The sequence below is a fragment of the Mycobacterium sp. MOTT36Y genome, from assembly GCF_000262165.1.
Classification (GTDB): Bacteria; Actinomycetota; Actinomycetes; order Mycobacteriales; family Mycobacteriaceae; genus Mycobacterium; species Mycobacterium intracellulare.
Genome location: NC_017904.1, coordinates 1,750,357 through 1,771,302, shown reverse-complemented (window position 1 = coordinate 1,771,302; position 20,946 = coordinate 1,750,357). Strand labels below are relative to the sequence as shown.

21 protein-coding genes and 1 pseudogene are annotated in these 20,946 nt (G+C 63.2%); 2 read left to right on the top strand and 20 right to left on the bottom strand.

All coding sequences use genetic code 11. The features are described 5' to 3' along the window. Positions 1-3 precede the first annotated feature (3 nt). Together W7S_RS08320 and W7S_RS08315 are read right to left on the bottom strand one after the other, a co-directional pair. Positions 4-1,650, bottom strand: a complete 1,647-nt coding sequence (locus W7S_RS08320; protein WP_014711221.1) for an NAD(P)/FAD-dependent oxidoreductase — start codon at positions 1,648-1,650, stop codon at positions 4-6. Beyond that, complete coding sequence (locus tag W7S_RS08315) at positions 1,650-2,696, bottom strand: DUF4124 domain-containing protein (RefSeq protein ID WP_014711220.1); 1,047 nt, start codon at positions 2,694-2,696, stop codon at positions 1,650-1,652. The genes W7S_RS08320 and W7S_RS08315 overlap by 1 nt, the downstream gene beginning before the upstream one ends. A gap of 298 nt (positions 2,697-2,994) precedes the next feature. Here W7S_RS08315 and W7S_RS08310 point away from each other — a divergent pair, with 298 nt between their 5' ends. Continuing rightward, complete coding sequence (locus W7S_RS08310; RefSeq protein ID WP_014711219.1) at positions 2,995-3,642, top strand: TetR/AcrR family transcriptional regulator; 648 nt, start codon at positions 2,995-2,997, stop codon at positions 3,640-3,642. Between the two features lie 51 nt (positions 3,643-3,693). On the opposite strand, the gene W7S_RS08305 is transcribed toward W7S_RS08310, so the two are convergent. The 10 genes from W7S_RS08305 to W7S_RS08260 are packed head-to-tail and all read right to left on the bottom strand — an operon-like array spanning position 3,694 to position 13,551. Continuing rightward, positions 3,694-4,890: an acetyl-CoA acetyltransferase gene (locus W7S_RS08305; RefSeq protein WP_041297805.1), complete on the bottom strand. Its 1,197-nt coding sequence runs from the start codon at positions 4,888-4,890 to the stop codon at positions 3,694-3,696. Beyond that, positions 4,883-6,241 (bottom strand): OB-fold domain-containing protein, encoded by a 1,359-nt coding sequence (locus W7S_RS08300; RefSeq protein ID WP_014711217.1) that lies wholly within the window; start codon positions 6,239-6,241, stop codon positions 4,883-4,885. Before W7S_RS08300 ends, W7S_RS08305 begins: the two co-directional genes overlap by 8 nt. Before the next feature lie 46 nt (positions 6,242-6,287). Then, positions 6,288-7,499: an acetyl-CoA C-acetyltransferase gene (locus W7S_RS08295; protein ID WP_041297804.1), complete on the bottom strand. Its 1,212-nt coding sequence runs from the start codon at positions 7,497-7,499 to the stop codon at positions 6,288-6,290. After that, positions 7,496-7,750, bottom strand: coding sequence for a hypothetical protein (locus W7S_RS08290; RefSeq protein ID WP_041297803.1), 255 nt, complete (start codon positions 7,748-7,750; stop codon positions 7,496-7,498). The genes W7S_RS08295 and W7S_RS08290 overlap by 4 nt, the downstream gene beginning before the upstream one ends. A gap of 7 nt (positions 7,751-7,757) precedes the next feature. Next, on the bottom strand, positions 7,758-8,288 hold the full coding sequence (locus W7S_RS08285; protein ID WP_014711215.1) for an aromatic-ring-hydroxylating dioxygenase subunit beta: 531 nt from the start codon (positions 8,286-8,288) through the stop codon (positions 7,758-7,760). After that, positions 8,285-9,556, bottom strand: coding sequence for a Rieske 2Fe-2S domain-containing protein (locus W7S_RS08280; RefSeq protein WP_014711214.1), 1,272 nt, complete (start codon positions 9,554-9,556; stop codon positions 8,285-8,287). The genes W7S_RS08285 and W7S_RS08280 overlap by 4 nt, the downstream gene beginning before the upstream one ends. Further along, a complete protein-coding gene (locus W7S_RS08275) occupies positions 9,553-11,202 on the bottom strand; it encodes a class I adenylate-forming enzyme family protein (protein ID WP_014711213.1) in 1,650 nt (549 codons plus the stop codon). Before W7S_RS08275 ends, W7S_RS08280 begins: the two co-directional genes overlap by 4 nt. Further along, entirely contained in the window at positions 11,199-11,984 is a 786-nt protein-coding gene (locus tag W7S_RS08270) for an enoyl-CoA hydratase/isomerase family protein (protein WP_014711212.1), read from the bottom strand. Before W7S_RS08270 ends, W7S_RS08275 begins: the two co-directional genes overlap by 4 nt. Beyond that, complete coding sequence (locus W7S_RS08265; protein WP_014711211.1) at positions 11,981-12,784, bottom strand: enoyl-CoA hydratase/isomerase family protein; 804 nt, start codon at positions 12,782-12,784, stop codon at positions 11,981-11,983. The genes W7S_RS08270 and W7S_RS08265 overlap by 4 nt, the downstream gene beginning before the upstream one ends. Then, positions 12,781-13,551, bottom strand: coding sequence for an enoyl-CoA hydratase/isomerase family protein (locus W7S_RS08260; protein WP_014711210.1), 771 nt, complete (start codon positions 13,549-13,551; stop codon positions 12,781-12,783). The genes W7S_RS08265 and W7S_RS08260 overlap by 4 nt, the downstream gene beginning before the upstream one ends. A 294-nt stretch (positions 13,552-13,845) precedes the next feature. On the opposite strand from W7S_RS08260, the pseudogene W7S_RS08255 reads away from it, so the two are divergent. Then, positions 13,846-14,645 (top strand): annotated as a pseudogene (locus tag W7S_RS08255) (SDR family NAD(P)-dependent oxidoreductase). A gap of 99 nt (positions 14,646-14,744) precedes the next feature. Here W7S_RS08255 and W7S_RS08250 read toward each other — a convergent pair. From W7S_RS08250 to W7S_RS08220, 8 genes are all read right to left on the bottom strand, one after another. Beyond that, positions 14,745-15,260, bottom strand: coding sequence for a hypothetical protein (locus W7S_RS08250; RefSeq protein ID WP_014711209.1), 516 nt, complete (start codon positions 15,258-15,260; stop codon positions 14,745-14,747). Between the two features lie 191 nt (positions 15,261-15,451). Then, on the bottom strand, positions 15,452-15,805 hold the full coding sequence (locus W7S_RS26005) for a hypothetical protein (RefSeq protein WP_081490153.1): 354 nt from the start codon (positions 15,803-15,805) through the stop codon (positions 15,452-15,454). A gap of 68 nt (positions 15,806-15,873) precedes the next feature. Next, positions 15,874-16,464, bottom strand: coding sequence for a hypothetical protein (locus tag W7S_RS08245; RefSeq protein WP_369751731.1), 591 nt, complete (start codon positions 16,462-16,464; stop codon positions 15,874-15,876). A gap of 39 nt (positions 16,465-16,503) precedes the next feature. Beyond that, positions 16,504-17,085, bottom strand: a complete 582-nt coding sequence (locus tag W7S_RS08240) for a hypothetical protein (protein WP_014711206.1) — start codon at positions 17,083-17,085, stop codon at positions 16,504-16,506. Between the two features lie 84 nt (positions 17,086-17,169). Continuing rightward, entirely contained in the window at positions 17,170-17,883 is a 714-nt protein-coding gene (locus tag W7S_RS08235; protein ID WP_014711205.1) for a hypothetical protein, read from the bottom strand. A 33-nt stretch (positions 17,884-17,916) separates the two neighbouring features. Then, positions 17,917-18,870, bottom strand: coding sequence for an MlaD family protein (locus tag W7S_RS08230; protein WP_014711204.1), 954 nt, complete (start codon positions 18,868-18,870; stop codon positions 17,917-17,919). Further along, positions 18,867-19,862 carry an MlaD family protein gene (locus W7S_RS08225; RefSeq protein WP_176218135.1) on the bottom strand — a complete coding sequence of 332 codons (996 nt, stop codon included), beginning with the start codon at positions 19,860-19,862 and terminating at the stop codon, positions 18,867-18,869. Before W7S_RS08225 ends, W7S_RS08230 begins: the two co-directional genes overlap by 4 nt. Continuing rightward, positions 19,859-20,890, bottom strand: a complete 1,032-nt coding sequence (locus tag W7S_RS08220; protein WP_014711203.1) for an MlaD family protein — start codon at positions 20,888-20,890, stop codon at positions 19,859-19,861. The genes W7S_RS08225 and W7S_RS08220 overlap by 4 nt, the downstream gene beginning before the upstream one ends. Between the last annotated feature and the right edge of the window lie 56 nt (positions 20,891-20,946).

Here is a 20,946-nt window from a genome sequence, read left to right as displayed (position 1 = left end):
TCCTCAACGAGAGTTCGAGAGTCGCTGCCTGGCGCGACCGACCAAGCCGTTGGACCGCTTCATCTTTTTCAGTAGCCATTTGGCCGATTGCTGACCGGGAATGGCGCTGATACCGCCCGTGGGATGCGTCCCGGCGCCGCTGAGGAACAACCCCGGAACTGGCGTGTCGTAACTGCCGAAACCCGTTGCGGGCCGTAATGGTCCGAACCGCATCCCGGCCGGGTCGACGTGATACACGTTGCCGCCCTGCACATTGAAGCGCGTCGCCAGGTCCGGAATGTTGAACACCCGTCGCTCGATGACCATCGAGTCCAGCCCTTTGTAGAAGTCGGCCGCTGCGCCCAATGCGCGGTCACCTATCTTGTCCCGGACGTCCTCCCACGGCTCGTCGGGATGCGCCGGCGTGATGCCGGACCAGTACCAGAACGTGTCCTTGCCGGCCGGGGCCTGGCTGGGATCCAGGGCTGTCGGAATGATCCCGATGCCGCAGATCGGGTCCGGCCAGCGGCCGGCAATGGTGTCCTCCCACGCCCGGATATGCTCTTCGAATGTCTGCCAGGCGCAGATCGGTTCGCGCAGATCCAAGCCGTCATCTCGCCAAGCCTGGTGGCGCGGCAGGGACAACTGACCGTCGAGTGCGACGTCGATCTTGAGCGTCGCGGCCTCGACCACATCGACCGGGATGGCGTCCGCGCGTCGTTGCATGGTGTCGTCGAGAACCCCGCGCGGCAAAAGCTCGCACAGCGTGAGTTTCGGGCTGCACGACGCCAACACATAAGGCGCCCGCACTACCTCGCCGCTTTCCAGTCGAACACCGCTGATCTGACCGCGGTCGAGCAACAACTCTTCCACGCGTGCGGACAGCCGTACCTTGCCGCCATACGCCTCCAACGAACGCTGAATGGCCCCCGGCAACGCGCCCGAACCTCCGACCATCCGAGACGAGTTGGTACGCATGCACATTGCGATATAGATCAACGCCCAACCGGTGCCATCCTGCGTCATCCAGCAAAACGGCGGCATCGACGCCAGTGCGGCGCGCAATAGCGGAGTGTCGAAACGCTCGGTGATGATCTCGGCATGCGACCGGGTCAGGAAGCTGATCAGAGGAAGCAGATCCTTGCGCCGACGCATCGCCACGGGTATCGCATTGAGGATCGCTTTACCTGATGGGTGGGTGGGGTGTCCGTTCATAAATGGCAGCGCGAGATCCATTGCCGCGTCGAGCTGTTGGGCGAACTCGAGATAGGCGCGAGCGTCTTTGCGTGAGAAGTACTTCAGCTCGTCAGCCGTACGCGCCGGGTCCTTCCAGAAAGCCAGCGATGGTCCGTCAGGATCGAGGTGCACGTGGAACGGATCGGCGATGACCTGCCGCAGGCCGTGGCGTTGCAGGCCCAGATCGGCCTCGACAGTGCTCGAGCGGAACAACGAAGCCTGGATACCGCCTTCGTTGATCAGATGTTGTGGTGCACTGTCGAAGATGGCGTTCGTACCCAGCATGCCGCCAGGCGTGGGCGAGGCTTCCAGCACGACCACCCGAAGTCCGGCCCGGGCGAGGTAGGCCGCGGCCGTCAACCCGTTGTGGCCGGCGCCGATCACTACGACGTCGTAGTCATTGCTCTTCGAATGAAACACTTCCTGCCCTCCCATTACGACTGCCACGCGGCCAGCGCACGGCGCTTCATCAGTTGCTGGTACTCGTGAAACCACAGTTCTTGGTACGTCGCGTATGTCATTCGGCCGTGTTCGTCGGTCCAGCGATAGACGCTGTCGTGAAAAGACGTGTTAGGCCACGCCGGCAGCGACGCGCAGGCGATCGCCTCGCCCTGAAACCGGTACACCTCGCCAAGCTCGTCCTCTGTAGTGATCTCCTGACGCATCGGCAGGTACGTTCGCTGGTGGTATTCGAGGACGTTGCGGCGTACCCACTTGATCGACCGGCTTTCGTCGCCGCGCTGAATCCAGGCGAAGTGGTGCGACGCGCGGTCGCCGACCTCGTAGAGCCCGGCCCATGCGGGATCGGTGTCCAGCGGTTCAAAGCTGATCTGGTTGAAGATCAAATCCGGACCGAAGTACATCGGTGACCAACCGACCGGCGGAACCGGGACTGCGCCGCGGCGTTCCACCCGGATCTGGCTCCACGATCGATCTCTGGGTGCATAGCAGTTGACCGCGTGAACCTCGCCCCGCAGTCGTAGTTCGCCGGTCACATGCATGAATTGCTCAGTACCGCCGGCTATCCGGGATGCTTCGTGGTGATCTTCTTCCCCCGGCATCACATGCCCTCGCGCCAGAAGCGGGGTCACCGCCTCGGCGATGACATCGATCGCGGCGGCTCCATCACCGCTGTCGTAGGTAAGCCGCGCGGTCTTTCCGGGCTCGATGAAGTCGATCGTCAGCCCATTGTCAGTGGTGATCGTGTTTCCCGACACTGTGGGCCACGGCATCGTTATCTCGTAGTCCAGGAAAGCCATGTCGGTGTATTCGATGTTGTCGGTGCCCTGAAAGATGCAGACGCCGCCCTGTGACAACGGGAACGCCGGCTGGTAGCGGACGTAGAGGAATACGCCGATCGCCGCCTCGGGAACCGAGAAGCCGAAGTAATGCGTATGGATGAGGTGTGGATCCCACTCCTCCCCTGCTGCAGGCAGCGGTAACAGCAGGTCGGTTGCGGCTGGATGAGTGTGTATCGGCATGAAAGCTCCTATGCATCAAATGGTTTGACGGCAGACAGCAGCCGGCGGGTGGGCCAGCGATTACCAGCCCGAAGCACGCGCGACCGTGCTCCCGACGCCGCCACGCCGGACACCAAGGTGTTCACCATTGCCTCGCCGCCCTGGGCATCGCCAGAAAGATCGGCGGCTTCGGGATCGCCTAGGGCAGCGGAGAAACCATCGGAATCTTCCTACTCATGTGAGCCAGTTCACGGCGCCACCCATCGAAGCTAACATGAAAGTGAATAGGATTTCAAGCATGAATCCGCATTCAGCGCGTATGAATTCGGGCGTGGCCTCTGCTCCCGAAAGCAAGACGCTGACCCGCGTCGAGCGTCAGCGACTCCGCACGCGGCAGTCGCTGATGGATGCCGCTCGCTCGCTGATCGCAGCGAAAGGCGTTGCTCGCGTGCGTATTCAGGACATCACCGAGGAAGCAGATATCGCCTTGGGCGGCTTCTACAACTACTTCTCCTCCAAAGAAGAGCTGCTGGAGGCGGTGATCACCGAGAGCCTGTCCAAACTCGCGTTGGCAACGATCAGCGACATCAACGCGGACACCGATCCAGCGATCGTGGTGGCGCTGGCCAACCTCAGGGTGATCCGACTCGCCTACGACGAACCTGACTTCGCCCGGCTGATCGTGAACATCAGCCATTCGGAGGCCCTGTTCGGCGAAGCGGTCCACCCCCATGCTCGGGTCGCCGTCGAACGCGGTATCGCGAGCGACCGCTTCGTCGTCGCCGACATCGAGGTGGTACTGACTGCCGTGATCGGCGGCGCCTTCGCTCTGATTCGCGAGGTCCTCGACGGACGGCACGGTCCAGACGCCGACCGGGCATTTGCCCAGCATGTCCTCGCGGCGCTCGGAGTGCCGGCCACCGAAGCCGAAACCATCGTTCGCACGGCCGCCGACGAGCTGCTCTGATTCAGCCTGTACTCGCGGAGCCGAAAGACACGCCCAACACAGCGTCGCGCTCTAGATTCCTTGAGTCGCGCCTACTACCGAAACAAAAGAGACACAACTGCCCGGACGCCCGCCCAGGTTGTGGGTAAGCGCGGTGTGCGGATCGCGCAGTTGTCGCTGGCCCGCCTCTCCGCGGAACTGCAGCCACGCCTCGTACAGCATCCGCAGCCCGCTGGCGCCGACGGGATGGCCGAATGACTTCAGGCCACCGTCGGGGTTGATCGGCAACCGGCCATCAGCGTCGAAGTCACCCGCCAGCACGTCCTTGCACGCCTGACCGGCGTCGGCGAATCCGAGATCTTCCATCAACACGATCTCCGTGGGAGTGAAGCAGTCGTGGACCTCGGCCAGAGAGAATGCGGTCCGCGGATCCACTATGCCCGCCTGCCGGTAGGCGTCCTGGGCCGAGCGCACAACCTCGGGGAAACTGGTGTAGTCGTAGCCGGGATCCATCGCGCCGCGGCCCGAGCCGGCCACCAGTGAGAGTCCGAGAACATACATCGGCGTTTCGGTGTATTCATGAGCGCGTTCGGCCGGCACGATTACTGCGCAGGCGGCACCGTCGGACACCCCAGAGCAGTCGAAAACCCCGAGCCGTCCGGCCACCTTCGGCGCCCTGACGATGGTTTCCCTGGCGACGGCAGAACGGAACTGCGCCTTGGGGTTACGGGCGCCGTTGGTGTGGTTCTTCCAGGCAACGTGAGTCATCGCCGCACGCATCTCGTCAGCGTGGGTGCCGTACTTCGCGCAGTAGGCCGGATCCAGTAGCGAGAAAGCCGCAGGTGCCGTCATCGACAGTTCGGGCGCGGTGCCATCGCTGGGCGGATCTTGACGTAACAACCCGGAGAAGCCGGAATCCTTGAGCTTCTCCACCCCGACCGCCATGGCCACGTCGTAGGCACCACTGGCGACCGCGTAACAGGCGTTGCGGAAAGCCTCCGATCCGCTGGCGCACATGTTCTCCACCCGAGTCACCGGTTTGTCGCCGGTTCCCAGTGGTCGGCTCAGAGTCAGGCCCGACATCCCCGAGCTCAAGGTGCCCAGCCAGTAGGCGTCAATATCATTTGCGCTCAAGCCCGGAACCGACGTCATGCACTCGCTGTAGGCCTCGAGTAGCAAGTCGTCGGCAGAATCGGCCCACCGTTCGCCGAATCGCGAGCAGCCCATCGCCACGACTGCGACCTTGCCCGCTATTCCCCTGCTAGCCATCGCCGCTCCCGTCCAATCGGGCTTTCCAGAAATAGTTGTGCACGTCGCCTGCGGTGAACAGGCGCCGGAAGGTGAATCCCACCGTTGAGCCGACCTGGATGCGTTCCGGCTCGGCATCGGCAACTTGGCAGGCGAATCGGCCGCCACCGGACACGTCTACCACGGCCTGCACGACGGGCGGCGACGGTGAGTACGCCAGGTAGTCGACGGTGTAGGTAACGACGGCCCCTCGCATGGCCGCAACGGGCATCACGCCCATCTGGTCGGTCGCACCGCAACTCTTACAGACGCGGCCCGGTGGGAGATGAACGAATCCACAAGCCTCGCAGCACGATCCGCTGAGACCGAACTTCCACGGCGCAGACCGCTGCGCCGCCGGGCCCGAGGGCCGGTCCGGCTCCGGACGGCGCGGGGGTTCCATCTCGACCAACCCGCGCCACGACAGGTACGTCAAGTGCGCGACGGGCAGGCCGTCGGCCCGTTGCCGGGTGACCGGCCGTGGTTGACGGGCGCCCGGCAGCGCGGTCGTCGCCCGCAACAACATCGCGTCACAGCCATCGACTGCCCACAACACCAGGATGGTGTCCCCCGCATCGGCGGTATCGAGCACGCTGCACAGTGCCAGTGCGGCATCACAGGCACCCGAGAAGCCTATGGGCGAGGTGACCACCGACTTCTCCCCTTTGACCAAGGTCGCCGCTCGCTTGACGATCGCACTATTCGGGCAAGCGAGCACCACGTGGTCAACGTCGGCTACACCGGCAACTTTCACAACGCGTTCGACCGCGGCGCGGATGAGCGCCGCGTAACGCTCGGCACCGAACCGCTCCTCCCATTGCTCGCCAGTCACCGAAGTAACCGCGCGCCAACGATCCAGGAATTCCGCTGTCAGCGATGTGCTAGCGACGACCTCGGCGAGAGCCTCATCGCTGTCTCCGAAAAGCAATGCTGCCGCCCCGTCGCCGCCAAGCTTCTCGTCCGCCGACCCGGGCCGCCCCACCCGTATGTCGGCGCTCACCGCGAGGCCGCCGGTGCCCGCGGCGGCCAAGACTGCCGCGAACCCGCTTCGGCCCGTCCCGCAGAAGTCGACGGCCAGGCTGTCCTCCGCCAGACCGAGCGCGGCGTGGATCGCGGTGGCGTTGGTCTTGTCGGCGTAAGCCGGTGTGCTCGTCGCGAAATACAGCGCAGTGGTGTTCTGTACGCCGGGTATCGCCGCTGCGGCCGCCACCGCCATCGTCGTGCTGTCCTCGTCGAACCCACCGACTACCCGGTCTCCCCGACGTAACCCGATGTCGTTGCCGGCCAATCGGTAGCGGGGCAGGTATGCCGCGTAGCCGACCAGACCCTTCATCGGCACACAACCTTCACCTCGACTCGTCGCGCACCCTGGTCGCCGGTCATGACGACGCTCCACGGAATATCGCGGCAATACCCTGCCCGCCACCGATACACATGGTCTCCAATGCCAAACCGCCCCCGCGCCTGCGCAACTCGTGCAACATCGTGGTGAGTATGCGGACCCCGGTGGCGCCGATGGGGTGTCCCAGCGAAATGCCCGAGCCATTGACGTTCAGCCGGTCCTCGACGTCGTCGAGCTTGACGCCCCATCCGGCCAGCACCGCCAAAACCTGCACTGCGAACGCTTCGTTCAGCTCGATCAGATCCAGGTCATCGAAGTTCAATCCTGTTCGACTGAAAAGCTTTTCCACTGCACCGACCGGGCCGATGCCCATCCGTGACGGCTCACAACCGACGGCGGCCCAGCCCTCGAAATAACCGAGCGGTTCCAGGCCGAGATCGTCTAGCCGATCTTCGGCCACCACCAGGCAGGCTGCCGCGGCATCGTTCTGCTGGCTCGAGTTGCCCGCGGTAACGGTGCCGTCGGGCATTACTGTGCGCAGGCGGCTCAGCGTGTCCAATGTGGTGTCTGGACGGACGCCCTCGTCACGGTCGAAAATCAGCGCCTCGCCTTTACGCTGCGGCACGTGCACCGCGACGATCTCCTCGTCGAACAGGCCTGACCGCTGGGCCGCCGCGGCGCGTTGATGGCTGCGCGCGGCGTAGCTGTCGGCGGCTTCGCGGTCGATGCCGTAATCGGTGGCCAGGTTCTCGGCCGTCTCGATCATGCCGCTGATCGAGCCGAATCGCGCGGGGGGCTGCGATAATTCGCGTCCGCGGTCGAGGCGGTCGTAGAGAGTCTGGTTGCCCGAACGGGATCCCCACCTCGCCGTCGTGGTGTAGTGCTCGATGTTGCTCATCGACTCGACGCCGCCGGCCAGCACGACGTCGGCGGCGCCGGTCTGCACTGTCATCGCCGCGGTGACAACCGCCTGCAGTCCCCCACCGCAGCGCCGGTCGATCTGCAGACCGGGGACACTGATCGGAAGATCGGCATGCAGTGCGGCCCACCGTCCGATGCACGGCGCCTCGGAATTCGCGTAGGACTGCGCGAATATGACGTCCTCGATGGCGGCCGGATCGACGGCGCTGTGCTCGACGACCGCGTCGATCACTCGCGCAGCGAGGTCCTCGGCGCGCAACGGCCGTAGAGTGCCGCCGAAGCCGCCGACGGCCGTGCGCAGCGGGCTGACTATCGCCGCGCGCCTCACGCGTCGCCCCGCCAACGATCGGACGAGGGATTCATCAGGGCGGTCAATCGATCCTCAGGCAGCCAGACGATGGTCTCCAATTCCAACGCATCAAGGTAACGCACGCGACCAGATCGAAGGTCCTCCAACCTCAGCCGCGGAGAATTACCTCTGGTATCGAAATTTACTGACACTTGGGCGAACTCACTGCCGATAACCGGACCCACACCGGCCGCGCTCACGGCACCGCCGTCGCCGAATTCAATCGTCATCAAGGACTCAGATCAGAAATCCGAGGGTAGGAATCGGCCGGTCTTTATCCACCAGATCCACCTTCTTGTACACCAGTCGTAACTCCCCGTCCAGGCGACGCACCCGGTACGTGACGCGGCCGCCCCACAGGTGATTGCCGCGAGCCCGCGATTCCAGCACCATGAAGTTAGCGCCCACCTCCAAGTCGACTCCGCCGCTGGGATTTGGTTGAGTACCGAGGATTTCGATGTTGGACAGCAGACGACGAAGATTCGACGGCGGCGCCTGGGCGTAACGCTTGCCGGTGCGAACCTGCTTGAGGCGAGTCGCGATGCGACTGCGGTTGTCGTAGATCACCGACATCGCGCGCAGCGGATCGTCGGTCGAGGCGACCGGAACCCAGTAGAGCGCGTCATCGGTCCACAACGCCTCCCAGGCGTCGTAGTCGGACTCGTCTGCATAGCGCGCTTCCCGGTACAGGAATTGCTCGACCTCCCAGCGGTCGAAGCCCTCAGGCAGTCGCCCTACGGTGGCGGCGTCATCGCGTGTGCTCGTCACGATTCAGTCTCCATCAGCATCTTGTAATGCGACCAGAAACCGCGCATCCCAGTCTCATCGGTGGCTCCGCCGATAGTGAAGCCGTTCTCGTCGACGCTTTCGCGACTGAGTCCACGACGAACGTCGAGCCATTCTGGCGTCAGGTTCTCGAGGCCCAGTTGGTTACGCTCATACATCTCGGTGTCGTCGGCCAGCAGCATTCCGGCTGGCCCCACCGAACCCATGCACTGCGACACCATGCGCTTGTTCATCTCCGGCGCGCCGGCCAGTTGCACAGCCGTGGAGTACTGGATGCACTCACCCACCGACACCGGTTGGATGTTGAATACCTGGATCTCCGCGATGAACAGGTTGGGGAAGATCATCACGTGCGGCCCACCTTCGATGAGGATTTCATCTGCCTCATCGCCGTATCGCTTGCGGATCGCCGCGACATAGTTGGGCACCCGGTCCTCGCTGGTGCCGAACCACCGCAATGGCTGGGCGAACTTGCGGAACTCCGGCCGCAAGTCGTTTTCGCTATGACCGTTTCCCAGGTCTCGGGTCACCGCGGTCGACGATTCGCTGTACAGAGCACCGATCGGGCTACCGGTGACGCCGAAGATCGAGCCGTGCACGAACTGGGGGTGGTAACCGTCGGTTTCGTTCTCCGCCAACAATTTCCAGTTGGCACGGGTCTGATGCTGCAACCAGCCGGCGGTGAGCTGGACTTCACCCTCCGGCGAGAGCCTGACTAGCCGGTCTATCTCACCGGCGGCTGCGCCGAGGTGCTCGATAAGGCTGGGGCCGTCGGCGGCGAAGCTGCCGAACACGAACCCGCGGTAGGTATCCATTCGCGGCACCCTGCCCATTGGCAAGTCCAGCGTGCGTTCGCCGTAGCCCTTGAAGAACGGGAACCCTACGAGTTCACCGTCGTTGCGGTAGGTCCATCCGTGATACGGACAACGGAAGGTCGACGAGTTGCCCTTTGCGTCGTCGCAGACCTGATTGCCTCGGTGCGCGCAACGATTGAGCAGTAGGTGCAGCTGCCCGTCGCGGTCGCGGGTCATGATGACGTCTTGCAATCCGAGGCGCTTACGCACATAGTCGCCCGCCTGGGATACTTCGCTCTCGTGACCGACGAAAACCCAGGACCGATACCAAACCTTGCGTAGCTCCTCGGCAAAGATGGTGGGGTCGGTATAGAGCGATCCATGCACCTTGTCGCGTTTGATCAACTGGTCGTAGCGACTGCCGGTCGCGGAGGCTGACTCGATCAACGAAGTCATTCTTGGGGCTCCTCTCGGGAGATCTCGCGCACGCTACCGTTTGCGATGAGGTCGGGTAAGGCGAACTTGCGCACCTTGCCGGTGGACGTTCTGGGAAGGTCTTCAGTGAAGAACCAACGTTGCGGAACCTTATGCGGTGTCAAGTGTTTGCGCGCATGCGCATGCAACCGATCAACGAGATCTGTCGGCAACGGATCGTGGGTCTCGATCACCGCGCCCACAACTTCGCCCAAGCGGTCATCGGGAAGACCGAAGACGCACACCCGAGCGTTCGCGTCATGCGTGGACAGACATGCCTCGATTTCTGCTGGGGCGATGTTCTCGCCACCGCGGATGATCAGCTCTTTGAGCCGGCCGGTGATGGTCAGGTAGCCACGCTCGTCCATGGCACCGATATCGCCGGTGTGCACAAAGCCGTCCGTATCAACCGTCGCAGCTGTGGCCTCAGGATCGTGCAGGTATCCGATCATCTGCTGGTAGCCGCGCGCGCAGATCTCGCCTGGCTGCCCGACCGGTAATACCACACCTGTGGCCGGGTCGACGACCTTGCAATCAACCTGCGGCAGTGCGCGACCCACGGTATGGAGCTGATCGGCACGGGCGTCGTCGGGCCGCGTTGCAGTGAGAACCGACGCCAGCTCGGTCTGACCAAAGACGGTCACCACCGCCGCGCCGAAAGTGCGTTCGGTCGCCTCGATGAGCTCCGCCGATACGGCGGACGCCCCGCCGAGGCAGATGGAAAGGCGGGGTGGAGGATTGGTGGAGGTGCGCTGCGCTGCGACGAGACTGGACAGAATCGTGGGTACGAAGAACAGCACCGACGCCTGTGTGCGACGCAGGGTCTCCAGCACCGCGGTGGGCTCGAACCGGCCGATCAGCACCTCGGTACCGCCGATCCACATCGGACCCAGCGTGCTGATCACGCAGGCGGCGGTGTGAAACATCGGCAGCGGGTTCACGGTTACCGCGCCGGCGGGGATGCCCGCATACTGGACGGTCAGCTTCGCGACGTTGATCAGCGAACGGTGGCGCAGCAGTACTCCTTTCGTCGTGCCGGTGGTGCCCGAGGTGTACTGCAGCATGACTGCTTCATCAGGGTCGGTTGGAGCCGCGGCGATCACCGCGCCGTCGACAGCGTCAGCTCGCCACTGCGGTCGGGACGACAAGCTGATGGTGCGCAAGGCCGGGAGCGACTGGGCGATCTCGGCTACGACGGAGGCACAGTCGTAGTCGCGGCTGCGGTCAGCATGGATCAGCACCGAGGCACCAGAATGCTGCAGCGCGTAGCGCAGTTCGCTGGCACGCATCGCAGGGTTGAGCGCGACAAGGACCACGCCGGCAAGGGCCGCGCCATACTGAATTACCGGCCACTCCACCACATTCGGCGCCCACAACGCGACATAATCACCGGGCTGCGTCAACCGGGACAGCGCGGTCGCTACCCGGGAGGCCTCATCCAGCAGCTCTCCGTACGTGAATCGCAGCTGCGCCCCATCGCCATGACGCGGGCCGACCAAGGCCTCCACATCGTGGTGGGTATGGGCACGTTTGGTCAGCAGGCCACCGACGGTGTGGTCCACCAACTCCGTTCCGGTGTCGGCGTCCAGGTACGACCAGTCAAGGCGCCCGGCTAGTTTCGCGCTCACCGCGCCGGCGCTCCGAATTCCGGTCGTCGCTTGGTGCGGAAAGCGTCTATCCCCTCGGCGAAGTCGTCGGTGCCGAACAATTGTGCCTGGTGCTGAGCCTCGCGATCCAAGACGTCGAACGGGTCCATCGAAGGCCCCCGTGCGAGTAGCGATTTGATTACGCCGTATGCGTGCGTGGGACCGGCGGCGAGTCGCTCAGCGTCGATTAATCCGGCTTGTAACGCAGATCCCGGCTCGGCGAGCGCATCGACGAGACCCATGCTCAATGCCTCGATCGCGTCAAACGGCGTCGGCATCATCAGCATCTGTCGGGCGCGGGCCACGCCGACACGGGCCGGCAGCGAGACGAAGGTGCCCATGTCCCCCGCCAGGCCCACATTGGTGAAAGTCGTCGCAAAGCGTACGTTTCGGGCGGCGACCACACGGTCGCACGCGGCCGCGAGCGCGACGCCCGCACCGTAGGCGGAGCCTTCCAAAGCGGCGACGACGGGCTTTGGGGTTCTCCAAATCGCGCGAATCACCTGCTGTGCCAGCTGAGCCCGTTCCAACGCCGGCTCGGGTTCCATACGTTGCATTGATGTGATGTCGCCACCCGAGCAGAATGCCGGGCCCGCACCTGTGAGCAGGATTGCATGGATCGCGGTTTCGGCGTCGGCCCGCTCGAACGCGCCGGCAAGCTCGATTCGGACCCGAAGATCGATGGCGTTGCGCTTGTCTGGCCGGTTCAAGGTGATGATCCGCACCGCACCGCGGTCTTCGGTGACTACACAATCGGCGTTCATTGTCCGGTGAATTTCGGCTTGCGGCGTTCGATGACAGCCCGCAGGCCCTCGAGTGCGTCGGCGGTTCCGGAGAGTTCGGAAACCGTGCGCGCCTCTTCGGCCAAGCGTTCTTCGACCGACGACCCCAGTCCGCTCCATACCAAGCGCTTGGTGGCCGACAGGGCGCGGTTCGGCAGCGTCGCCAGCTCGGCCGCCAATTCCTCTGCGCGATTGAGCAATTCGTCATCGTCGACGACCTCGGTGATCAACCCGATATCAAGCGCCTCGTCGGCTGTCAGGGTGGGATTGGTCAGCAGGATCCGCAACGCCTGCCGCAGACCAACCAATTGCGCCAGCGTCACTGATGAGCCACCATCTGGTGCCATGCCGACCCGGACCGCGCCGGAGAAGAATTTTGCTGATCGCGCCGAGATGACGATGTCGGAAGCGCACACCAATCCCAGTCCGCCTCCCCCGGCAGCGAAGCCCTGGACGGCCGTCACCACCGGGGCTCGAAGCTGGATCAGCGCGGCAGTGGCCAGTTGCAGCCATGCCGTGGCCTCGCGCAGATAATCGGGGAGATCTGCACCCTTGGACTCGAAGGTGTGAATATCGCCGCCGGCGCAGAAATTGCGCCCCTCGCCGGTGAGCAACACCACGCGTACCGCGGGATCCGCATGACACGCCAGCACCTTCTCGTGCAGGGCCTTGAGGAACTCGACATTCATCCCGTTGGACGCCTTCGGCCGGTTCAGACGCAGCCTGGCAACGCCGTCCGCGACATCGAGGGCGACCGGCGCCACGGTTTCTTTGACGCTCATCGTTTGACTCCTCGCTGTCTGAATGCGGCCGCCCCGTTCTGTCCGGCACCCTCGCAGATGTGGTTGACCACCGTGTCGATTTCGTCATCCAATCCGCGGGGTGATGCCACCTCGACTCCGGCGTAGACGAGGCGCTTGATCGACGTGACAGCCTCTCGGCGCCGCTCGGCCAACGCGGTGACGAACCGTCTCACGCCCTCGTCGAAACCGGCTTGCGGAAAACTTCGATATGCCAAACCGTGGCGCACCGCCTCGGCGCCGGAAAGTCGATCGCCGGAGAGCAGCAGTCCCAGTGCCTGCTGACGCCCCACCAGCCGGGCCAGCCGCTGACTGCTACCGCCGCCGGGAACCATCCCGAACTTGATGTGGTTGTCAGCGATTTTGGCGTCGTCGCTGACCAGCGCAATGTCTGCGGCTTGCATCAGCTCGAAACCGCCGGCCATTGCGACACCCTCGACCGCCGCGATGACCGGAACCTCGACGCGGGCAATGGCTTCACACGCACGCCGAAACCCCACAAAAAGTTCCCGCAGCGCATCAGGTCCCTTCGACCGCAGGCGCTCTACTTCCTCGAAATCGCCTCCCGCGCAGAAGTTTCCGTTGGCGCCCCGGATGACGGCAACAGTGACGTCGGGGTTGTCACTTACCTCCAGGATGGTCTGCGACAATTCCTCGTTCAGGCCGACGCTGATCGCATTGAGCTTCTCCGGTCGATTGAGCGTGACCCACGCTATTCCATCGACGACATCGCGTCTCACCAGCGTCATCGCTTGGGTCCTCCGGTGAACTGCGTTACGGTAACGGTCAATTCGGCCAAATCAGCGGTACCCCTCACCCGACGCCCTTGTCGGCTATCGCCCTGTGGGCGTCCAGCCCCATTCCCGGTCGTAGCGCCGGACGGCCGGAGCCGCTGCCATCGCCAGTGGTAGCGCGAGCGCACTGGTCGATCAACGACTCAGCCATCGTGACCTCTCTCTATCGAATCCAGTTACCCCTATTTCTAATCCACATTAAACTAAGATGACGGCGGTCACAACAGCCGCCCCAATGAGGAGCTTGGAATGGACCTTGGACTGAAAGCTGCCCGCGTGGTAGTGACCGGCGGCGCTTCGAACATCGGACGCGGCATCGTGCATGTGTTCGCCTCGGAGGGTGCTCGAATCGTGATCAGCGATATCGATAAAGCTCAGGCGGACCGGGTTCGCCGCGAAGCGCAAGATGGGGGCGCCGCCGAGGTCGAAGTCGCGATAGGTGATCTTACGGCTCCCGACCAAGCCGAGGCCGCAATTGGCGTCTCGGTCGATAGTTGGGGCGGCATCGACGTCTTGGTCAACAATGCCGGTTGGAGTGTGCCCGGTTTCATCGCGACCGACACCGACCGCGAAAAGTGGGAACGCACCATCGAAGTCAACCTGTTCACCGCGATCGCGGCCACGCAGGCCGCGATCGGCCCGGTGAAGGAGGCCGGCAGCGGCGCGATCGCGTTTATCGCCAGCGACGCTGCATTCGGTCAGATACGTCAAGGCGTTTACGGTGCGTCGAAAGCAGCGATGGTCGCCCTGGCCCGCACCGTGGCGCGCAAACACGGCCGCCATGGGATCAGGTCCAATGTCATCTGCCCGGGCCTGGTGATTCCCGAGGGCCCGGAGGCGATCGGCGAATCGAGCCTGTGGTCCCCGTCGGCCAGGATGAGGTCTTCAACCAGGATCAAATCGACTACATGATCAAGGGCACTCCGCTTCGCCGCTTGACCAGCGCCGAGGACGTCGCGAAGGCAGTGGCGTGGTTCTGTTCGCCGACGGCGGCGCGGCAGGTCACCGGCCAACTCATCTCGGTCAGCGGCGGCTACACGATCCCGTAACAGAGGCCATCCCGGCAAGGGCAAGCGCCAGCATCGGCGCGCCGGCAGCAGAGCCCGTGAGCAGTCGCGATTTCGCGTTCTAGCTTTGCGACTTCGTCACTACGAGTAGCACGGGCCGCCGCCGGGTGGCGCACACGATGCCGGCCCGAGCTGGACCCAGGCCAGGTCTATCCACGGCGCCGACAGCCAGGTCTTGGTGGGTTCGATGACGAATCTCATTGGCCCGCGCTCACAGTAGGTTCTGTTGTCACCAGTTGCCGCGCAGCTCGTTCCCTCGTGGTCGATGCGGGCGTGCGGCGGCAACGGTTTGTCGGCTTGGTTGCCGGGAAACCGCGCCGCTACCGACCAGTCATAGTGCACTGCCCGGTCTCCCTCGATCCAGCCGATATGGCCGATTCCCGGACCGGTGCCGGGAATATCACCGGCACAGCCGAAGCTGCCCCGGCGCCAGATCCCACACGTCTGTCCTGTCGGGGACAAGAAAAACACTCCGCCCGGAGATGCGAAGTCTTCAGCGTTGACCTCGTCGTAGAACCGGATATCCGGAAAAGGGTCAGGCCCGGCGCCCGGTGCCGGATCGGCCTGCGCCACCCCGGGACCGCCGAGAGCCAGCATGCCTACCCCGACAGCGGCCGCAGTGCGGAAGAGGCCACCTCTGATCCCTCGAGCGAGTCCGCGTCCGCGTCGAACAGTTCTTGGCTTTGACCTGATCACCAATTCTCCCGACCACCTCTCACGGCCCGCTTAGCGAAACGATGGAAATCTGCTCTGGCTACTAAGGCGATAAGGGTGGGTCTCATCGCTGCCTACGTAATACGTGGCGTAATGCCGTAGCAAGCGGCATCACCGACATCGAGAGTGTTCTGGCACAGGAGCTTGCCCTGGTAAAAGATGCGCGCACTTACCCATTTGGACGGGCCCGCGGTCGGACGCCAATCTGCGCGAACCTGGCTTCCACTCGGTGGCGGAGCTTTTACCGAGGCTATCGTCGCTTCAATTCGCCAGGGCAGCGGCACGTTCGGTATCGCCACCCGCCCTGACGAATCCTCGTATTCGATGTTTGCCACGGTAATCACGTCGGACACGACTTCATAGGTGACGGATTCATCAGCCCGCGCAGTCGATGGGTTTATGAGCGCGGAAATGCTGATCGCCGCCAAGGCGGCGATCGACCCCGCGGCGCGCCGGAGACCGCGACTCCGCCGTTGCGCGCGCTGACCAGCCGGGATCATTTGCCCGCCAGGACGACGACAGCAAGCGAGAGGCCGGTATCTGCATTGTGGAGAAGGCTGACACCGAAATCGGTGTAGGAGCAATTCGCCAATGGCGCTGGACCCGTGTCTTCCAGCGTCTTGAACACACCCGGGCTGACATTCAAGCTAACGCCGGCGCCCTGCGTAGTCCCTTCCAGTATCGCTCCTTTGATCGCGTCGGCGTCGCTGTCGTGCCCAGCGCCCTGCAGCGACCACGATTTGCCCGCGCTGCTGCCGAGGTCCTTGAGGATGGGCAGTGCGCCTGTCGGCGAGTCCGCGGGGGAATTCCTCGTCGTGTGGCTGACGTAGGCGTCGGTCGAGTGATTCACGATCTCCGCAGCGTGCTCGACGATCGGGTCATACCGCAGCGGCGGGCAACTTGTGCCACTGCGCGCCGACATGACGGCTTGTTGGAGCGCGGGGGACGGATCGGCAGTGCTCGGCGGAGCGGACAGTACAGCGCTACTCAAAGCCGCGGCGAGCGCGACCAACGTCGCGCCGACTGCCGGCGCGCGACCTTGACGTGCCCGAGCCGGCACAGCCGTGCCGACATGGATTCTCAACACGTGTGCCTCCTCATCGAGATGCCGCCCACCGGACCACTTTCAGTCGCAGACATGGGACCGCTGGATCTTGCTGCCGTAGTGCATTACCCGCTGAAACGATGGTCCGGTGAACCAGGTCGGCTGATGGCCCTTGATGCCCGCGCTGACGTTCGACAGGTTCTGCCAGAGGATGTAAAAGCTTTGACCCTCGTAAATCGGGAAATACATATCTCCTGCGTGGTCATAGCTCTGAGTCAGCGACTGAGTACGGGGAGCAAGGAAGTCCACCGACTGATCAATATTCGCAGTCATGGCAGCTTGCCGCTCCGGGATCCCCTCAGCATCCCAGTTACCGTTCCTGCTCAATACGCTGTTGTTGAATCTCTCGATCTGGAGCCTCAAATCCGCGTAATCCGCATTGAACCACCCACACATTTCTCGCTCGGCATTGATATCCGCGTCGGTGACGTTCCCCCGAGTCTGGTCGAACGGAAATGGAAATTTGGGCTGCCAATTTGCCATGGGCTTGACTGGCGCCAACGGCGGAGGCACCGAGTCGCGGCCCGGTGGATCTAGCGGGTCAGCGCCGGCGCGAGCCATGAGAGTTGCCGTCCCAGAGAGAACGAGCAGCATGCACATCATCACGAATCTGCTCCGGAGACGAGTTCCGGTCCGGCCGGTTGCTACGGATTCCATCCCTCAGCACATCCTTTGAAACATCGCCCGTTATTTCTGTCCAAGAGCTGCGGCGATGCCGCCGACGTCGCTGATTTGCCAGTCTTTGTTGCTGTCGATTGTGAGACTGTAGGTAGCGGTCGATTGCAGTCCCTCAGGAGCTTGCATTGTCTTGGTCAGAACGCTGACGAAGGAGTCGACGACATAGGTCCCGCCCACATCTGAGCGAACTTTCGCGGCCAACGGCCGCGCGGTCGAAACCCATTGCAGCGGAGTAAGGATCTGTTCCATCTCACCCGCGGCCTTGGTGAGCTTTTCCTTCAGTTCCGGGGAGGTGCCCTTGACGAGTTGCACCTTCCAAGCGTTGAGGTCCTGGAAGTTCATCTCGGCGGCATGCACGGCGTAGTCCTGGGCTATTTCTTCCGCATGCTTCTTGTTGCTGGTAGCGCGGGCTTCCGCACTCAATTTGTTCTGCGCGCCGATGTACAGCCACGCCAGCACTCCGATCGCGCTGGCAGCAACGCAGATAACGGCCGCGATCACCAACGTCCGCACCGATATCGACACCCGCGCGCGCGACTTCTCAGAGTCCGCCTTGGACTTGCTCTTGACGGTCGCTGCTTCGTCAGGTTCTGAAGTTGTTTCCTCTGGCTTCTGGTCCTTTGCCGGCTTCTTGTCGGCTTCTGGCTCCTCGTTCACTTCTGGCTTCTCGTCGTCGACGACGTCCGACGACGCGTTCTCGATGTCGTGGTCAGTGATGGACACGGCTTCCCCTCAAAACTTCGATGATTGCCCGGCCTACCGGTCGGGAACGGCAACGTGCAGTGTAATCGCGCCCTCCTTCGGGATGCTCTTCAATATGTTTGAGAGAATCTGTCCACTGTCGAAATTCATCAGGGCTCCGCCAATGCCTTTGAAATGCGGCAAAAGCGTCTCCGTCAGAACTTTGACGTCAGGACCCCGCGTGTCCAGAAATTTCTGAATTCGGTCCAGGTAATCACCGAACAGCGCCATGTCTCGCGGGTTATTCCATTCCAGGGTGTGCATCATGCCTTGATAAGTACCGGCGGCCCCGAAACCCGCCGCTCGAATGGGTGAAATGAGATCACCGAGCAAGGGACCAACCCAGCCCGCGTTGCGCAGCAGCGCCTGCAGATTGTCGATCACTTCCTGTCCCCGGCCATGCATGCTTGTCGCTTGACTCCGCAGTAGCGAGCTCGCATGTGCCAGGTTGGGCAGCACCTGCTCGGGCGCGGGCAGAGCAGCGTCGGCCTCCCCCAGAATTCGTTTGAGCTGGCCGGGATCGAGCTGGTTGAGCACGCGCACCACGCTGGTGGCCAGCTCCGAGATGGACGGCGGCGCTTCTATCGTCTTCGGCGAGATACGTTGGCCGTCCTTGTATACCGGGCCTCCGCTCGTCCGTGGCGCCAGTCCGATGTAGGCCTCACCGAGCGCGGACAGATTGTCCAGCCGCACGTCGGTGTCGACAGGAATGTGGTGATCGCCGTCGACGTAGAACTGCACGGTAGCATCGCTAGTCGCCGTGTTGATTTCGGTCACCTTGCCGACCGGCTGGCCGCGGAGCAGCACATTCGAACCGACAACGAGGCCCTTGATGTCAGGGACCGCCATACTCAGGTTGGTCCGCTGAGCAGGCGGGCCGGTCCGAACACCGAACGACCAGATCACGCTGAGGGCGAACGCGATGATCACTCCGAACATCGCGAACGACAAGGCGCCCTTTAATTTCATGGCGTCGCTCCAAGAATCCGCAGCACGTCCTGCACGTTGTCGATCAGCTCTTTCCCATCCGGCCCTTTTATCGACGTGATGTTTATCGCCGGGTACTTATCTGCGGGAAGGAAGTAGTCGGTGAGTAGCCGCTGCCACGCGGGCGCTTCGTTCTCGAACGCCCATTTGCTCTCTTTCAGGGCTCCAAGCGCACCGCCGAGCGACTTCAGCAGGGGCACAAGCCAATAGCCACCGCTGTAGATACTGCCGATCGAGGGCAACACGGTAGCGATGTAAGACCCGACTTGGAATGAGCGTTTCCAGCCCAGCATCCCCTCCGTCGACCAGAAGTACTTGTATTCGGGTAGGTCGTTATACATGACCTGGGCTGTTCCGGATACGCCCGTAAGCCACTGATCGACCATGTCCATGTTGTTGCTCAGATCCGCGAGGTCGGTGTCTACCCGCTTCACCAGGTCGCGGAATTCACCGCTTCGTGCCGGCGTCACCCTGTTAATCCCGATGATGGTGTTTTGGGCACGCTGAATGGATCCGCTGCCGACGAAGTTCGCCAAGTTGGCGATCGTGTCCTCCAGTTGGGGAGGAGACGTGGTCTGTGCCAACGGAACCGTCCCGGCCGGGCGCAGTGCCGGCGCCGGCGGACCCGACTCAGGACGCTCGAGCGCGACATAGGTGTCACCGAGCACCGTGGCTTGCTGCAACGTCGCATGCACGTTTGCCGGCACCACCACGTCGGGGTCGATCCGCGTTACGACGTCGACGTGATTGCTCGCCAGATTGATCTTGGTTACCAATCCCACGGTCGTACCGTCCTGCACGACCTTCGCACGGTCGGGCAGGCTCAGGACGTTGGCGAACTGCAGGACGATTTCGTAACCGTCGCCGTAGCTCTTACCCGGTTGCGGTAACGAGTTGACGGTCATGGAAGCACACGACGGAACCAACATGGCACTTGCCGCGACGGCGACAGCCGACCATATCCGCCGCCTCATCGCTTCGCCGCCTGCTGTAGCACGTACTGCAGGAGCGCGACGTCGACGGCAAAGGGCTGGCCGTTGACATCAGCGCAACTGCCGGGCATCGACGCATTCATCATGCCGCAGAGCGCGAGCCCGTCGTGGGTCCGAACCCGATACAACGGGGGCCGATAGGCGAGGTTGAACGTGTGGAAATCACGCCTGTTGAAGTGATTGGCGATCGTGTTGATCCACCACGGCACCGGGGTGAAAAGATCCGACATCGCGGTCGCGTGGGGAGTCAGCTTCCGCACCGTGACGCTGACCGTGTCGAGCGCTTGCTGTGTCTCGTCACCCAATCTGGTTTGCAGGATCGCCACCAACTCGGCCAGTGGCCCGAGGGTCCCCATTCCGCCGCCGGGACCGGCGAGCCCTGTCGTACCGTCCAGCGCCAACGCCAAGTCCGGCGTCGTCTTGCGCGCGTCGTACATGATCTGCTTCAACGGCGGCATCAGTTCGCGCAGCACACCGGTCAGCTCGGCGGTGTTGCGGATGATCGAGCCGATGTCACTGATCGCTTCATCCGGGCTGTCAAGTAGCGCGGACGTCCTGGTCACAAGCTGGTTGATCCCGGCACCGTTGTTGTGCGCCAGTTCGTCAAGTCCGCGAACTGTGTCACCGACGTTCGTCGACCCGTTCGGGTTGATCGAGTTGAGAAAGGTGTAGGTCGATCCGACCACCTGCGAAATCGTCTTGGCCGAAAACGAGTGGTCGAGCTGAATGCACTTGCCGGCCTGGAGCCGCGGACCGGAACTGTAGTTGCCGACCAGTTCCAACGAACGGTCGGCAAGGATCGATGGCGACCGGATGACTGCCCTGACGTCGGGCGGAAGTGCCCTGCTCTGTGTGATTGAGAAGTCGACCCGGACCTGGGTGGGGCCGGCGGCGATGGACGTGACCTTGCCGATCTGATAGCCCATCTGGGTCACCGGGTTGCCGGCATACAGACCGATGGTGTCTGGGAACATCGCGCAATAGGCGACGCTCTTCTCGCCGCCCATCATGGAGCACGACGAGGCACCAGCGACGGTTGCAGCGCCCGTGAGTGTAGCTACGGCGG